This is a genomic window from Dyadobacter sp. BE31, from assembly GCF_031457695.1.
Classification (GTDB): domain Bacteria; phylum Bacteroidota; class Bacteroidia; order Cytophagales; family Spirosomataceae; genus Dyadobacter.
Genome location: NZ_JAVDXA010000004.1, coordinates 538,892 through 554,971 on the forward strand (window position 1 = coordinate 538,892; position 16,080 = coordinate 554,971).

A 16,080-nucleotide genomic window follows, 5' to 3' on the forward strand; every position below is an offset into this window, starting at 1 on the left:
TCGCATGGTCATTTTTTATTGGCTAACTTTTTTCCTGTTTTTATACGGTATCAGCTTTGTTGCAAAAAAAATTGCTCAACCTTCGCTCACGGAGCTGATTATTACCTTCTTCATCCTATTTGTTGGTAGCATTATCCCTACCGGCTTTGTTTTGTCGGCGCTGGACCTCACCGCGAACGTCTTCGGGTGGATCGGCGGCACCTACATCGTACTTGCGTTGCAATACCTGCTCTGGACAAGGCTCGTACCACAGCAAACGCCCTATTCCATTCGCGGGCTGATCGCCAATCGCCTGAGTACGTTCCGGCTTTGGACCCGGGAACTTTCTGCGTATCTGAAAGTCATTTTCGGTGCGTTGTTCCTGACGTTGGCGGTCATCGGGATTACCAACCTGATACTCGTGCTTTTTACGGCGCCCAACGAATGGGACAGCATGACCGGACACCTGAACCGCGCGATCCGCTACATTCAGCGGGGCACGATGGAACATTTCGGTGGTGCCAACTGGAACATGGATACCTATCCGAAGAGCCTCACGACGATCCATATTTATTCGTACCTGATTAGCGGAAACATTGAGAATGCCTTCAAACTCATTCACCAAATGGCCTACTATGTCACATTGGTGTCTGTTTTTGGTATTGCCCAAAGAATTGGCCGGAATTTGTCCGCCAGTTTCTTTTGTGCCCTGGCGTACAGCCTGTTCCTCGACTTCCTGATGCAGGCCGTTACGACGGAAACCGATATCGTATTGACGGCTTATCTGAGCTGCCTGCTTTATTTCCTGTTTACCTACTACACCAGCCGCGACAACCGCTATCTCTATCTCGCGGGAATCACATTTGCGATCGTTACAGGCCATAAGGCGACATTTGCGCTGCTTATGCCGTCGGTGTTCGTGATCATGATCTACACCGTTTTCCTGGCACCCACGTTCAAGGTATTTTTCGAAAGGACGCTAAGGCTCGGGCTTGCGATCGCTTTTTTCGCTTTGATTTACACCATACCGACGGGCTATATCCGCAATATCCAGGTTTTCGGACACCCGATCGGCCCTCCTACGGCGCGGTACCACCAATCGTACGAGCGGGCGGGCGGCGCGGCCAACCTGTTTGAGCAAGGCAGCCGGAATGTGATCCGTTACACCTATGATTTCTGCAATCTCGACGGCATACGGAATGCCCAATGGGGCTACGACCTCAATACCGCTATCCGAAAACCGCTGGTAGTATTGGAAGACAAACTAAAAATGCGACTTGACGAAGAGAAGGATTTCACGATAGTCCCATTCTCCTTCCAGCGCGGGTTTTACTATTACAATGCGAACCCGTACTGGGGTGTATTCGGATTTGCCTTAATCCTGCCGCTGATGTTCCTCGTTTTGATACGCGTTTTCAGGTCGCGGGTGCATTTCTTCCTGGTGATCGCATTCTGCCTTAACCTGGCGACGATTTCCTATTCGGCGGCTTATGACCCCTTCAAAGGCCGGTACTTCATGGAAGCAGGGCTTTTTGGCGTGCTTTTCCTGCTGTTACTGTTCTCCCATCACCGCTTATCGATCATCAAACCCCGCAGGAATGTTTGGAAAGGCTATATAATGCTCGTTGTAGGGCTTGCCTGCATTTCGGGCATTATGGCCGTTTATCTCAATATCCGCTGCCTTCCTCTGCCTGCTTACGGAATGGAGTCGGCATTGACGATGGACCGTATTCCTTACCAGACATTTGCAAGACCTGATATCACCAAAGCTTACGTCCGTTTCGATTCCATCGTGCCTGAAAACGCCACCGTGGCGCTCGCAACCGTAAATAGTGATTTCGAATACCCGCTATATGGCAAGAACCTCACACGAAGGCTGATTTCCATCAATCCGTTCGAAGAAGGCCTTCGCCCGATCCCGAAAGACGCCGATTACCTGTTCTATGCCCGTAAAGTGGTGAACGACACCAGCAAGATCCGTGCATTACCGACCGACATTCGCCTCGGCTCCGATACGACTTTATACCGCCGGATGTTCCTGAGCGAGCGGGGGGAAGATTATTATCTGAGAAAACTCAAATAGCCCAAGCCATGACTATTGCCATCATGCAGCCGTATATTTTTCCATATATCGGCTATTTCCAGCTGATCAATGCCGTGGACAAGTTCATCATCTATGACGATGTGAACTTCATCAACAAGGGATGGATCAACCGGAACAACCTGCTCGTCGGCGGAAAGGCACACCTTTTTACCATTCCGTTGAAAGACGCCAGCCAGAACAAACTGATCCTGGAAGTGGAACTTGCCCGACATGAGCAGTGGCAGAAGAAATTACTCAAAACCATTCAGCAGTCATATCAGAAGGCTCCCTGTTATCAAAAGGTTTTTGAACTGATAGAAGAAATCGTAAATTTAGAAGTTGATTCAATCAACGAGCTATGTATATACGCCTTACAAAAAACCTGCGCGTACATGGGCATAGGCACGGAGATTGTTCCCTCTTCAATGATATATAATAATAAACACCTGAAAGGACAGGACCGGATTCTGGATATCTGTAAACAGGAGCAAGCAAACCACTACATCAATCCTATTGGCGGGGTGGAATTGTACGATAAAGGGAAATTTGAAAACGAGGGAATAAGACTGGACTTCATAAAAAGTATATCTAGCCCGTACCCCCAATTTAAAAATGCTTTCGTACCTTGGTTGTCTGTTATAGACATTCTGATGTTTAACGGTCTCGACGATATCAGGAAACATTTAGAGGCATACGAACTGATTTAGTAATGGCGAAAGTTATCGTTTTTGGAGTACTCGACACAGCAGAATTAGCGCACTATTATTTAACCCATGACTCTGAGCATGAGGTTATTGCATTCACCGTCAATCGCCAATACATCGAGCACGATAATTTTCACGGCCTGCCCGTGGTAGCGTTCGAGGATGTGGAAACCATTTTCCCTCCATCGGAGTACAAGTTCTTTGCGCCCATGACCGGCCGCAATATGAACCGCAACCGAGAAGCGATTTACAACCACGCCAAAGCGAAAGGTTATCAGTTCATTTCCTACATCAGTTCCCGCGCGACGCTTTTCAATAATGAGATCGGCGAGAACTGCTTTATTCTGGAAGACAATACCATCCAGCCGTTCACGACCATTGGCAACAATGTCGTGCTGTGGAGCGGCAACCATATCGGCCACCATGGCCAAATCAAAGACCACGTTTTCTTCACTTCGCATGTGGTGCTTTCGGGGCATTGTGTGGTAGAATCGTACTCTTTCTTCGGCGTGAACAGTACCATCCGCGATTACACGACGATTGCGCAGGGGACACTCGTGGGAATGGCATCGGCGATCATGAAAGAAACCGAAGAATGGGGCGTCTATGTTGGAAACCCTGCGAAAAAAGTACCCGGAAAAATGAGTTATGAAGCTTATTGAGTCGATCCGGTGACGAAAGTTTGAGCTAGCTAATATCGGTAATGGAGCAGAAGAAGATACTTTTTGTAAGTCACGATGCTAACAGGGCAGGGAGTCAGTTGCTGCTGCTGCAGTTATTGCGGCTATTGAAAGAACGGGGCATTCCGATGCACCTACTGCTCTGTAACGGAGGGGAACTCGAAGCGGAATTCGAGGAAGTAGTGGGTGTTACGCGTCTTTTTCAAACTAAAAAGATCACCACCCCCCCGTTTACCGGCAAATTGCTGCGCAAAACCAACCTGCTGAAATTCTACGAAGAGCACTCGCAGCACAAAGGAAACGAAAGGGTCCTGGCCGAACTCGAACAACAGAACATCGGCCTCATTTTCATTAACTCTATTGCCAATGCGGAAGTTTATTACGACTTCCTGAAATCCTTCCACGACTTGCCCCTTGTACTTTTTGTACACGAGCTGGCCATGTCTGTCAAGATTTATACGCAGGAAGAACCACTCTCTTTCCTGCTCAAAAAGACGGATCATTTGATCGCCGTTTCGAACGCCGTCGCTGACCATTATATCCGTAAATACGATTTCCCCGCCGCACATGTCAGCACATTTACGCTGATCGACCACGAGCATATCGACCAGCGGCTGGCCGACGTTCAGCACGACATTCTTGAAAAGACCTATAAAATCCCCGAGGACGCCATTGTAATAGGTGGCTGTGGAAATGCCGAATGGCGCAAGGGGAATGACATCTTTAACTGGATCGCCAGTCGGGTTATCCGGAAAACACAGCCATTGCCTGTTTACTTCGTGTGGGTGGGCGCAGGCCCGCAGCATGAGATCTACCAGCTGATCGAAAACGATATCCGGCTTATGGGATTAGGCGACAAAATCATCCTTATTCCGCCAACGCCGCGTGCATTGGATTATATCAACCGATTCGACGTATTGCTCCTGAGCTCCCGCGAGGACCCTTATCCACTGGTCGTTATGGAAGCCGCATTGCAGGAAATTCCAGTGGTATGTTTTGAAGGCGCAGGCGGCGCACCGGAACTCATCGAGGGCGATGCGGGGTTTGTAGTACCGTATATGGACATTTCGGCGGCCTCGGATGCGATCATCCAGCTGATCCTCGATCCCTCATTGCGGAACACCCTGGGTCAGAATGCACGTAAAAAAGTATTGGAAAGGCATAACACAGACAAAAGCGTAGCGAGCGTCGAAGCCATTATTCAGAAGTATTTACCTTTGCAGGTTTCGGAACAGCACAATCAATGACCATTGCCTTTACCATTTGCTCCATCAATTACCTCGCGCAAGCCCGGACATTAGGAGACTCGCTCAAAGCCACCAACCCGGATGTCCGGTTTTTCATTGGCCTGGTCGACACGCTTCACGGAGTTGCATTTGAAGATTCATACGCGCCCTCCTACCCGATGATCGAGATCGACAAGATCGAAATCCGCGATTTTCAGGAAATGTGCGCTCGCTACAATATCACCGAGCTGAACACAGCGGTAAAACCTTTTTATTTTACCTATTTTTTCAAACATTACCCCGAGGCGAAAAACGTCATTTATTTCGACCCGGATATCATTGTTTTTCAGCCGTTAACAGAACTCAAAAACTCGCTGGCCAGGCACAATGCTGTGCTCACGCCGCATATCAATACGCCGATCAACGACCGGCTGACGCCCAACGAGCTGCATCACCTCAATACGGGTGTTTATAACCTCGGTTTTGTGGCGTTCAGCCGTTCGGAGGAAAACGACCGGTTCATCGCATGGTGGGAAGAAAAGCTGCGCTATGAGTGCCTGATCGACCTCTGTAACGGGCTTTTCGTAGACCAGAACTGGATGAATTTCTTGCCGGTTTTCGTCCCGAACACCTATATAGAAAGAAGTCCGGGTTATAATGCAGCTTACTGGAACTTGCATGAGCGGACGTTTTCGCAGCGCGACAGCCAGTGGTATGTGAATGAAGAAAATCCGCTGATCTTCTTTCATTACAGCGGCTACGACCCCGCTAAACCCGATATCCTGTCGAAATACCAGGATCGCTTCGAACTGAATGTCCGTACCGATCTCACAGCGCTTTTTGCACTGTACAAAAACAGCCTGATCGACAACGGGAACGCTTATTACCGCAAATTCCCCTGCGCGTACATCAAGCCCGCGCCTGTGCGCCGGTACCTGCGCGTGAGGAAATATCTGAAAATGCCTTTCAACTACCTGATCGGCAAGCTGCAAACGATCTGATGAAAGAGCTGGTTACCGTTATCGTCCCCATTCTTGAACCTCAGATCAACCCAACGGAGGAGAAATTGCTGCATCACGCGCTGCAAATCCTTGCCGACTATCCGATTATTTTCGTCGCTGGCGAAGGTGCCGATCTTTCGGTGGTACGCGAACATGCGGAGCATATTGATGTAGTGCATTTCCCGAAACGCTTTTTCGAATCCCGGCAGCATTTGGGACAGCTTTTGCTGATGGCGGATTTCTACGATCGCTTCAACTGGTGCGACTTTTTATTGATTCACGAGCTGAATAGCTGGGTAATCAAAGACGAGCTGCATTACTGGTGCAAGCAAGGTTATGACTACCTCAAAGCAGGTCCCGCATTACCTGACACCTACTCCGCTCCCGGCTTTTTGAAGCGCATTACAGGGCTGACGGAGGAGGAAAAACGATTATTCGGGGCGGGTTATGCCGATAACGGGCTTTACCTTTGCCGCATTGAGCGGATGACGGCCACTTTGAAAGGCAAACGGAGTGTCGCCCATCAATACCGTCACAATGCAAACCTCCCCAATGCCGATTCGGTGTTCTGGGAGCTTGAAGCAAACAGGTTTTTACCGCATTTGAGAAAGCCTACCGATGTTGTACGCAGCCATTTTGTGCAATTTGGTGTCCAATATCAAAATGCCGCTTTACCTTTTGCCTTAACGGGCATTTCGCGGGACAATATCCACGGAATACCCTACTTTAAAACTTTGCCTGAAACGGAATAGTCGTTCATGAATATTATATACACAGTTTGTAACCGAACCAACCTGGCGCATGCACTGGCTCTGGCGGATTCTGTGTTACAACACCAGCCTGAAAGTGCATTTTACATCGGGTTGGTTGACTCCCTCTCTATTGAAAAGCTTCCGGAGCATGTTAAGCTGCTTCCGGTTTCGGAGCTGGCTATTCCTGAATTCGATAGAATGGCCGCTGATTATTACGATTTCGAACTCCTGCCCGCAACCCGTCCGTGGTTTGCATTGGGTTTGTTGAAAAAACATCCGGAATGCCGACAGCTGAGCTTCCTGAGCCCTACTGTGCTGCTCAAAAGCCCGATCGACAGCCTGCTAGATGCCGGTGCCGAAATGTTTTTAACGCCAAATCTCTCGGCACCGTTGAAAGAATCTGCCATTCTGGATGACAAGCGCATCTTGAATGCGGGTATGTACCATTCGGGGAGCTGGATTTTGCGTCCTGGGGAGAAAACCATAGCAGCGCTGGAATGGTGGGCACACCGGACCATCGACCGCGCCTATTTTGACCTCTGCAATGGCATGAATACGGACCAGCTCTGGCTGAACTATATGCCGGTGTGGGTTCCCGCATCGAAAACCCTGCATAATCCCGGCTGGCACTATGGTTTGAACGCCGTTTTGAATAAAAATCTTATTGGCCAAAACGACACGTACGAAGTCGACGGCCAGCCATTGGTTTCGCTCGATTTCGCCGGGTTGGGGTACTTTGATCCGATCTGGTCCGATCATGCCCCGCTTGTAACGGAAAATAAGGCGTTTCAGGCATTGTTCATGCAATATCAACGCATTGTCATCAGAAAGAAACAGGAATTGGAAATCGGCGGCGAACCGGCGTTCGGGAAGTATGCCAATATCCTTCCCAACCGGCTCATGCGAAAAGGCATTGCCGCCAGATTGAAAGAATTGACCAATTATATCGATCAGTTTTAACCAGCGAAACAGGATTCCATGCATTTTTTAGAACAAACCACAAAGGACCTGCGGAACTTCGTATCAGCACTGAAACCGGCCCAAATTTCCGGTAATGCGCAGCGATACCCGAAACTGACGGTCATCACCCCTTCCTACAACCAAGCCCCTTTCCTCGAAAGGACGATCCTGAGCGTGCTCAACCAGGGCTATCCGAACCTCGAATATATTATCGTCGACGGAGGCTCGAATGACGGGAGCGTGGAGGTGATCAAAAAATATGAAAAATACCTATCGTGGTGGGTTTCCGAGAAGGACCGCGGGCAGGTACATGCCATCAACAAGGCGTTGGAGCGGGCAACGGGCGAGTACATCAGCTTCCAAAACTCCGACGATGTATATTTCCCCGGCACTTTCACTCGTTTTGGAGAAGCAGCATTGAAATATCCGGTCGATATCCTTTACGGCGACCTGTACATGATCACTACCGACGACGAAGTGACCGAAATACTCAAAACGACTTCTTACGACTTCGATTGCCAGATCCTGGAAGGGATGCAAATCCATAACCAGTCGCTTTTCTTCAAGCGCTCGCTCGTGGAAAAGTACGGCATGTTCGACGAGTCGTTCCGTTTTGCATTCGATTACGACTTCATTACCCGGTACACATCGCACAAGTCGACCACCACGAAAAAGATCGACGGCCTCGGGGGTGCACTGCGCGTACACGCGGAAGCAAAGTCGTCGACCATCGCCACGACCATCGGCCGGGAGGAGCATGCGAGGGTACAAAAATTGTACATTTCAACGAACACCGTACTCAACAAAATCAAGTATCTTTGGTGCCGTGTCCGTAAAATCGCCTATTTCATTCTGCGGTTCGATATTCAGTACATCAGATTCCGGCTTTCCAGATGAATTGGAGCTTATTTAATGTAGTCAACAATTTTAATTATCTCCGGTATTCGATGGGCATCGCGATGATGTTCAACGGATTTCCGCTGATATTTTTCATACGCGATACGCTCGGTATCGGCCCTGCTAGCAGTGTTTTTACAGCGATGTTCTTCTCGCTGGCTTTGCTGCTCATGATCCCGCCCACACTTTTCAAGAGACTTTACAAGCCGAATGTCATCCTGATCAACCTCGGAGCAGGTTTTTTGCTGCTGACACTCTGGTACTTCATGTTCATGAACCACCAGGGAAAATCAATAGCAGATATCGGTAACTTCGTATTCACATTCGGGTTTCTGGCATTGCTTATGCACGTCCCCAACGACGTGAAAGACACGCTGATACAGGTACTTTTCCTGTTTTCGTTCTTTACCAACATTACCCTGGTTTACTCGCTCATCACCGACCCCAACTGGACGCCGGGTATGCGGGCTGCCGTGAATTTTGCCAACGAAGGTGCCCAACCGGGAGGTAACCCGCACATCACGGCCCGTAACGGGGTTATCACGCTGCTTTCAGCCCTGGTTTTGCTGGGAAACACCAAACATCTGTTAACCAGGCTATTCCTGTTTTTTTCAGTACTGTTTGGAATGGGTGTGGTGGTGTTGTCGCTCGCAAAATCCAGTTATCTCGGCCTGGGAATCGCTTTTGGAGCCTACTTTTTGTTTCATTTCAAATTTTCGAACATTACCACCGGCATCGCCAATGCGTTCAAGTTCAGGAATATGGTATTTATCATACTCATATTGGTGGCGATCAACTATTTCCTTTCGCGCTACGGTAACATCCTGAACCTGTTGCTGGGATATTGGGATATTTTCCAGGACCGGATCATGAACGTAATCTTTACGTCCACCGGTGTGAGGCTTTCCGAAGAAGCTGATGTCGATTATTCCGCCATGGGGCGCGTAAGCGGTTTTGGCGAGTTTTTAGAAACATTGTATTCATGGGATATTTTCCTCGGCAGAGGCTATAAAAATGACTACCTCGACGTACCCCTGCTAGAATCGTGGGTGAATCACGGGATTTTTGGTTTCGTCTTTTTCGCAAGCTTTAACTTCTTCCTGTTCCTGTACGTGATACGCGAAGTGCGCCGTCATACCAACCCGCTGACGACGTTCCTGGCCTATTTCTTCCTGTCGATGGTGGTACTGCTCTTCACAGGCGGGCGGCCGTACGATATCGCCTTCTGGTTCCCGTATGCGGTCATGATCCGCTTCCTGGGTATCAAATACTTGGACGCTGTCCCGAGATTTAGAAAGGTTTCAAGGCCCCAGCCACAACCCGTAAGCACCGTAACCACCTGATACGCTCCCCCGAGCCGTGGGAACTTCTGAGAGGTTCCCTGCATTCCGCGCATGAAGAACAGAGTTGAACAACTGGATGGGTTAAGGGGCATATTTGCCGTCCTGGTCATTGCCCATCATCACAATGCATTCAAAGAGTCGATCCTTTACAACAACTTTTTCGTGATCAACGCGAGCCTGTTTGTCGACTTTTTCTTCGTGCTGAGTGGCTTCGTCATTGCACTCAACTACGTCGACCGCATTCACACCACGGGCGATTTCCTGACTTTCCTGAAAAAGCGTTTTATCAGATTATACCCGCTGCTGTTTTACACCGAAGTCGTTTTTGTGGCGGCCAACCTGCTCGGCGAGCACAGCGCATTGAAAAATGTCGCCGGAATGGGTTTGAGCTACTATTTGTACACTTCTCTCGACGCCCTGACATTCATGGGTTCCAGTACGGTGTTCGGCGGGTGGATCAGCAATAATTATCCCTCATGGTCGATTTCGGCCGAGATGATCTCCTACGTTGTATTCGGACTGGTAGTTTTAATGCTTCCCAGGTTTAAATATGCGGCGTTTGCGCTCATCGGGCTACTGTCCGCTATTTTCATCTGTTCGCGGGGCGAATACCTGCTTGCCTACGACTACGGCTTCGTGCGCGGACTCCTGTGTTTTTCGCTAGGCATATTCACGCACAGGTTATTAAGACAAAAAACATTTCAGCTTTCCGCATTCGAAATCCCGTTCCTGCTCTTAATGGTGGCAGCCATGTATTTCGTGCATCATTGGGAGCTGAACCTGTGGAAGCTCGTTTTCCCATTCATTTTTTCGCTCGGGATCATCATTTTCGCCAGTTCTACCGGCATCGTTACGCAAATGCTGAGCAGCAAGCCCTTTCAGTACCTGGGCAAAATATCCTACTCTATCTACCTGAACCACGCGATCGTGCTGATATTCGTCAACATCGTTCTGTTCAGGTTCCTCAAATCTCCCGAGAACGAAGGCATGTTCGCCATTTCTTTGCTCAGTTCCATCGGGTTAACTATCCTGTATTCGCATTTCACCTATGAATGGGTGGAAAAACGTGTGGGTAAGTTTCTGAGAGACAATTGGAATTAATGGCATGATCTTTACTCCTGCTTTTTCCGCCGGCCCTTGATTAAACCTTTCGGGACCCGGATGGGTTATCAATAAAGACAAAACAGTAGCATCATGGCAACATTCTCAGAATTGATCAACAGCGATAAACCGGTTTTGGTGGACTTCTCGGCCGAGTGGTGCGGCCCCTGTAAAATGATGAAGCCGATCCTCGAAAAAGTAAAAGCCGATTTGGGTGACTCGGCGACGATCATTAAAGTCGATGTGGATAAAAACCAATCCGCAGCACAGGCGTACCGCATTCAGGGCGTCCCTACACTGATCGTCTTCAAAAACGGCAAGCCGCTCTGGCGCCAGTCGGGCGTAGTGCAGGCCGACCAGCTCAAATCCGTGATCAAGCAATACATTTAATATTTCCCTGGCTCAATGCGTAATACCCGCAATTTCGACACAATTGAAAATAAAGATTTTAGCATTGAGCCATTGCTGGAAAGCAGCTACGAGCAGGTTCGGTTTGTGCAATGCAACATCCCGGACCTGACGGGCATCGATTTCATCGACTGCGTGTTCGAGGAGTGCAACCTGAGCAATGCATCCGTTAAAAATTGTAAGATTTCCGATATAGAATTCGTCAACTGCAAGCTTACCGGCGTCAACTTTTCGGAGGCGAAAGACTTTGCATTTGCAGCCATTTTCGAAAACTGCATTCTCGATTACGCGATATTCGAGCGTAAGAAACTGAATAAGTCCGTTTTTAACAGCTGCAAAATCCACAACGCCGATTTTACCCAAACCGATCTGTCGAAATGCAAAGTGCATAACTGCGATTTCTGGGATGCGGTTTTCGATGGTACCAACCTCGGCGGCGTCGATTTTTCGACCAGTAAGAACTTCACGATCGATCCAACGGCCAACAATGTCCGCAAGGCGAAATTCCTATCGTCGGACCTCGCAGGGCTTTTGACCAAGTTTGATATTATTATCAAATAGTGCTTTGAACGGCTCTGCGTTTTTTGTTTCTTGGGCGCTTCTAAACCAAGCCTTTGATTATGTCCACCCAATTCTTTGCAGAGAAAGTTTTTACGGGAAAAGAACTCCTATTTAACCAGATTATCGTCGTCGAAAACGGCCGTATCCGAAGCGTGGAAGGCGGCACGCCCAAAACCGGCATGCCTCAGGTGACCAACCTCGCTCCCGGGCTTTTCGACAGCCATATCAACGGCGGCGAGCAGTTTTACTTCACCGAGCGCGCCGACGAGGAAACGATCGACGACATTTACCAGGCGAGTGTAAAAACCGGCGCGGCATACGTGCTCCCTACCCTCATCACGTCCCCGCACGACAACATCCTGAAAGGCATCGAGGCCACACGCAGCTACATGGCCCGGAATCCGGATTCCGGTGTTTTGGGAATGCATTTGGAGGGCCCGTTTTTGAATCCCATCAAACGTGGGGCGCATTTAGCGTCGTTTGTCCGCAAGCCTACCAACCCGGAACTGGAAGAGATCATCCGTTACGGCAAAGACGTGATCCGCCTGATCACCATCGCACCGGAAATGTTCACGGAAGATCAGTTGCAAATGCTGCTCGAGTCGGGCATTACCGTTTCGGCCGGGCATTCCAACGCTACCTACGCCGAGGCTATGACCGCATTCGACCAGGGAATCCAGCTGGTAACGCATTTGTATAATGCCATGTCGGCATTCGGGCATCGCGCTCCCGGGCTTGTTGGTGCTACTTTCGACACCGAATCCGTTTACGCGCCAGTAATTATCGATGGTACCCATTGCGATTTCGGCGCAGCCAGCGTAGCCTACAAAATCAAGGGCGATAAGCTTTTTCTTATTTCCGATGCGTTGTTTTTAGGGCAGAAAGTGACCCAGTTCAAATGGGGGGAATTTGATGCAAGCCTGAAAGACGGGAAATACATCAACTCGGATGGCAACCTCGCAGGGGCTACCATTTCACTCGGCGACGCGGTACGGAACGCCGTTGAGATCATTGGAATACCCGTTCAGGAAGCGATTGAAATGGCGACCATTCGTCCCGCTACCGCATTGGGTATCCAGGACAAGATCGGCAGCATCTCCCCGGGTTACCCGGCTGTTTTCACCACATTCGACGATAACCTCCAAACCTTCGAAGTGCTGCGCTACCAGGTTTTATAATACCAGCATACCGCCATTTTTCAGCTCCTGCCATGTGCGGGAGTTGAGAAATGCTTCAAAAGAGCCTATTCCGGCTGTTTCAAAGTCGTTTTTAAACTGTTCGAAAGCATACGCCTCCCGGTTGGCGATCAGCAGTTTGGGAAGCGCTTCCGTGAGCCACGCTCCTACCTCCACCTCCGCTTCCACAGCCCATTCTTTCTTCTTGTTATAAAAAACGAGTTCTGCTATTTCAACTACCTTCTTGCCTCTTTTCTCCGCAAAAACCGCCATTTCCGGCAAACTTCCCGTCCATACGATTACGGCGTTCGGTCGCGCGGCAAGTTCCACAGGCTCGTGAATGCTTTTTTCGATATAATTAGGCGGAATGGAAGTCGGCGGCGTTTTGAACTCAAACCATTTGGATAACGGGAAATCGAGGCAAACGCCGTGCATATAATTGAAAAGCGACTTGCGCAAACCTTCGGCGAACCGATCATGATCGGCCCCGAGCGGGTCGTTATGCTCCAAATCGTTATTGGCGAACTTCCCGGTATCAGGCCCTAGCCGCATCACATCAAATTCCTCGGGATGCAGGCCCACCGGGCTATGCGCCGTCATCGCAAACCGGTGCCAGAAGCCCGATTGCACAATGCCCAGCTGAAACATTTGCCGCACCATTTCCAGGGAGTCGATGGTCTCCTGCGCCGTTTGGGTCGGGAAGCCGTACATCAGGTACGCGTGCACCATAATGCCCGCCTGCGTGAACGCATCCGCCACGCGCGCCACCTGCGCGACGGTGACGCCCTTTTTCATCCGGTCGAGCAGGCGATCGGACGCCACTTCGAGGCCACCTGAAATGGCAATGCAGCCGGAGGCTTTCAGCAGCAGGCACAGGTCGGGTGTAAAGTTCTTCTCAAAACGGATATTCGTCCACCAAACGACGGTTAGTTTCCGGCGGATAATTTCCAGCGCCAGATCGCGCAACAAGGCTGGCGGCGCGGCTTCGTCCACGAAATGGAAGCCGTTCTGCTGCGTTTGCGTGATGATTTCTTCAATGCGGTCGCAGAGCAGCGAGGCGGTCATCGGTTCATACCGGCGAATATAATCCAGCGAAATATCACAAAACGAGCACTTTCCCCAGTAGCAACCATGCGCGAGCGTGAGCTTGTTCCAGCGGCCATCGCTCCACAAGCGATGCATCGGGTTCACGATCTCGATCACCGAGAGGTAGTCGTGTAAAGGCAAATCGCTGTAATCCGGCGTACCCGTTTCGCGTTGCGGCACGTCCTTTTCCTTTGCGCCATTATGGTATACCACTTTCCCGTCCACCCGCGAATACACGCGTTTCAGGCTGGCCAGGTCGCGCTCGCCATCCAGGTGTTCCAAAAGTGATTGCAGCGGTGCCTCACCGTCGTCGAGGCATACAAAATCGATATAATTGAAAACTCTCGGTTCTTCCAGCGAACGCAGTTCCGTATTGGCAAATCCTCCGCCCATCACGATTTTGATATGCGGGTAATGCGTTTTCAGATACTGCCCGCATTTAAACCCACCATACAAATTGCCCGGGAAAGGCACCGAAATGCACACAATGTCGGGCTCATATTGCTTTACTTTACGTTCCAGGATATCCTTCAAAGTCTGCGAAAGCAAGGTATCCGGCGATTCGAGCGCTGCTTCCATTTCATCAAAGCTCGTCGCCGAACGGCCGAGTCGCTCGGCGTAGCGGCTGAAACCGAAATGCGGATCCACCGCTTCCTGGATCAGATCCCCGAGGTCTTCGAGGTACAAGGTCGCCAGGTGCCGGGCCTTATCGTGGATACCCATCGTACCGAAGGCCCAGTCGAGGTCTTCGAGCTGCTGGAAACGACTTGCTTCCGGCAAATAGCTGCGATCGCAAATGCTATGGGCGAGCGTTGGATTGCTGTTTTTAAGAAAACGGATCACCGGATCGATCGTCGAAATGTACTCATCCCGAAGTGCGTAAATGCGGAAACTATTGTCCGTCAGCTCGATATCCGACGCTTCCAGCATCGCAAAAAGCTTTTTCAGCCCTTTGGATGAAAACAATTCCAGGATCACATCAATCCCCAGGTCGGCCTGGTACGACTCTCTTCCCAAGGTATTCAAAAACCCTTTGAGATAAGCAGTGGCAGGATAAGGCGTGTTGAGCTGGGTAAATGGTGGGGTGAGCAGGAGTGTCTTCTTTTTCACGGATGCGCGTTTTCTTCGGTGCAAAGGTAGGGGTTTTGGATTTGAAAGAATACTTATGCGTCGTTCATCCATTTGGTATTTGTGTGCATCCATCCGTTCAACGACGGTAATGGCCGGGCCGGGCGATTGCTAGAAAAGTGGTTTCTCTCCGATAAGCTGGGCGCGATGGCGTGGTACATTCAATCGGAGCGGCATTATTACCTGCATGTCGATGCGTATTATCGAAATTTGAACAGGCTGGGCATATTTTACGAGCAGCTGGATTTCACCAAAGCCGAGCCGTTCTTGATGATGTTGCCGAAAGCGTTGGATAACTGAGGCGTGTTATTTGAGAAGTTAGTTCGCGAGCGCCCCCCTTATCTATTTAGATTTGCTCCTCCAAAGCATTTACACATACTATACATGCCCCCTCGCTATTATCTTGACACGTCTGTGTTCGGAGGTGTTTTTGACGCCGAGTTCGAGATTGAAAGTTTAAGGATTTTTGAGTTGGTTATTTCAGGTGAGATTATTTGTGTGTTATCAGAAATTACAGAAGGTGAACTCATTGACGCTCCTGAAAGGGTCAGGAATTTGCTGGCCCGTGTTCAGAATAACTTGGCCGAGTATGTGCCGCTAACTCAGGAATCCGTTCTTTTGGCAGAGACTTACTTAAATGAAAAGGTAGTGGGGCCAACTAGTCGAAACGATTGCTTGCACATTGCCATCGCCACAGTTAGCGAGGTTGACTTCCTGGTAAGCTGGAATTTCAAACACATTGTCAACGCTCATCGAATCAGGGGATATAATTGCATAAATTTACGTTTAGGATACAAAGAGCTTGAAATCGTATCACCCAAAACAGTCCTGAAAGCATGAAAACGAAAGAAAAAAAGGAAAAGGAATTCGACGCTATCAAGATGACGCGCGACATCAAGGAAAAAATTTCCCGTGAAATTGAAGGAATGAATCTGGACGAGCTCCAAGCCTATTTTGCCGAAAAAAGAGCGAAGCTATACTCCGGCTCGTGATAAT

General features: G+C 49.5%; 17 protein-coding genes. 16 read left to right on the forward strand and 1 reads right to left on the reverse strand.

All coding sequences use genetic code 11. The features are described from left to right. Positions 1-4: 4 nt before the first annotated feature. The 13 genes from J2Y43_RS22865 to nagA all read left to right on the forward strand — a co-directional run bounded on the left by J2Y43_RS22865 (position 5) and on the right by nagA (position 12,873). Positions 5-2,062 carry a glycosyltransferase family 39 protein gene (locus tag J2Y43_RS22865; RefSeq protein WP_309986867.1) on the forward strand — a complete coding sequence of 686 codons (2,058 nt, stop codon included), beginning with the start codon at positions 5-7 and terminating at the stop codon, positions 2,060-2,062. Positions 2,063-2,070: 8 nt separating this feature from the next. Beyond that, a complete protein-coding gene (locus tag J2Y43_RS22870) occupies positions 2,071-2,769 on the forward strand; it encodes a WbqC family protein (RefSeq protein WP_309986865.1) in 699 nt (232 codons plus the stop codon). A gap of 2 nt (positions 2,770-2,771) precedes the next feature. Then, positions 2,772-3,428 carry an acetyltransferase gene (locus J2Y43_RS22875; protein WP_309986862.1) on the forward strand — a complete coding sequence of 219 codons (657 nt, stop codon included), beginning with the start codon at positions 2,772-2,774 and terminating at the stop codon, positions 3,426-3,428. A 41-nt stretch (positions 3,429-3,469) separates the two neighbouring features. Next, positions 3,470-4,693, forward strand: coding sequence for a glycosyltransferase family 4 protein (locus J2Y43_RS22880; protein WP_309986860.1), 1,224 nt, complete (start codon positions 3,470-3,472; stop codon positions 4,691-4,693). Beyond that, entirely contained in the window at positions 4,690-5,673 is a 984-nt protein-coding gene (locus tag J2Y43_RS22885) for a glycosyl transferase (protein WP_309986856.1), read from the forward strand. The genes J2Y43_RS22880 and J2Y43_RS22885 overlap by 4 nt, the downstream gene beginning before the upstream one ends. Beyond that, positions 5,673-6,425: a DUF5672 family protein gene (locus J2Y43_RS22890; protein WP_309986853.1), complete on the forward strand. Its 753-nt coding sequence runs from the start codon at positions 5,673-5,675 to the stop codon at positions 6,423-6,425. Before J2Y43_RS22885 ends, J2Y43_RS22890 begins: the two co-directional genes overlap by 1 nt. Before the next feature lie 6 nt (positions 6,426-6,431). Continuing rightward, on the forward strand, positions 6,432-7,385 hold the full coding sequence (locus J2Y43_RS22895; protein ID WP_309986849.1) for a hypothetical protein: 954 nt from the start codon (positions 6,432-6,434) through the stop codon (positions 7,383-7,385). An 18-nt stretch (positions 7,386-7,403) separates the two neighbouring features. Next, the gene (locus J2Y43_RS22900; protein WP_309986846.1) at positions 7,404-8,282 is read left to right on the forward strand and encodes a glycosyltransferase family 2 protein; all 879 of its coding nucleotides are present in this window, start codon (positions 7,404-7,406) and stop codon (positions 8,280-8,282) included. After that, complete coding sequence (locus J2Y43_RS22905; protein WP_309986844.1) at positions 8,279-9,625, forward strand: hypothetical protein; 1,347 nt, start codon at positions 8,279-8,281, stop codon at positions 9,623-9,625. The genes J2Y43_RS22900 and J2Y43_RS22905 overlap by 4 nt, the downstream gene beginning before the upstream one ends. A gap of 51 nt (positions 9,626-9,676) precedes the next feature. Continuing rightward, positions 9,677-10,726, forward strand: coding sequence for an acyltransferase (locus J2Y43_RS22910; protein ID WP_309986841.1), 1,050 nt, complete (start codon positions 9,677-9,679; stop codon positions 10,724-10,726). Between the two features lie 93 nt (positions 10,727-10,819). Continuing rightward, positions 10,820-11,116 (forward strand): thioredoxin, encoded by a 297-nt coding sequence (gene trxA, locus J2Y43_RS22915; protein ID WP_090375102.1) that lies wholly within the window; start codon positions 10,820-10,822, stop codon positions 11,114-11,116. Positions 11,117-11,131: 15 nt separating this feature from the next. Further along, positions 11,132-11,695: a pentapeptide repeat-containing protein gene (locus J2Y43_RS22920; protein ID WP_309986837.1), complete on the forward strand. Its 564-nt coding sequence runs from the start codon at positions 11,132-11,134 to the stop codon at positions 11,693-11,695. 59 nt (positions 11,696-11,754) lie between these two features. Next, entirely contained in the window at positions 11,755-12,873 is a 1,119-nt protein-coding gene (nagA, locus tag J2Y43_RS22925; protein WP_309986835.1) for an N-acetylglucosamine-6-phosphate deacetylase, read from the forward strand. Here the strand turns inward: nagA and J2Y43_RS22930 are convergent. Continuing rightward, a complete protein-coding gene (locus tag J2Y43_RS22930; RefSeq protein WP_309986832.1) occupies positions 12,868-15,066 on the reverse strand; it encodes a radical SAM protein in 2,199 nt (732 codons plus the stop codon). The two genes, nagA and J2Y43_RS22930, sit on opposite strands and share 6 nt — an antisense overlap. Before the next feature lie 66 nt (positions 15,067-15,132). Here J2Y43_RS22930 and J2Y43_RS22935 point away from each other — a divergent pair, with 66 nt between their 5' ends. The 3 genes from J2Y43_RS22935 (at position 15,133) to J2Y43_RS22945 (ending at position 16,076) form a co-directional block, all read left to right on the forward strand. Continuing rightward, positions 15,133-15,384 carry a Fic family protein gene (locus J2Y43_RS22935; protein ID WP_309987922.1) on the forward strand — a complete coding sequence of 84 codons (252 nt, stop codon included), beginning with the start codon at positions 15,133-15,135 and terminating at the stop codon, positions 15,382-15,384. 84 nt (positions 15,385-15,468) lie between these two features. After that, positions 15,469-15,924 carry a type II toxin-antitoxin system VapC family toxin gene (locus J2Y43_RS22940; protein ID WP_309986828.1) on the forward strand — a complete coding sequence of 152 codons (456 nt, stop codon included), beginning with the start codon at positions 15,469-15,471 and terminating at the stop codon, positions 15,922-15,924. Further along, positions 15,921-16,076, forward strand: coding sequence for a hypothetical protein (locus tag J2Y43_RS22945; RefSeq protein WP_309986825.1), 156 nt, complete (start codon positions 15,921-15,923; stop codon positions 16,074-16,076). The genes J2Y43_RS22940 and J2Y43_RS22945 overlap by 4 nt, the downstream gene beginning before the upstream one ends. The last annotated feature ends 4 nt before the right edge of the window (positions 16,077-16,080 follow it).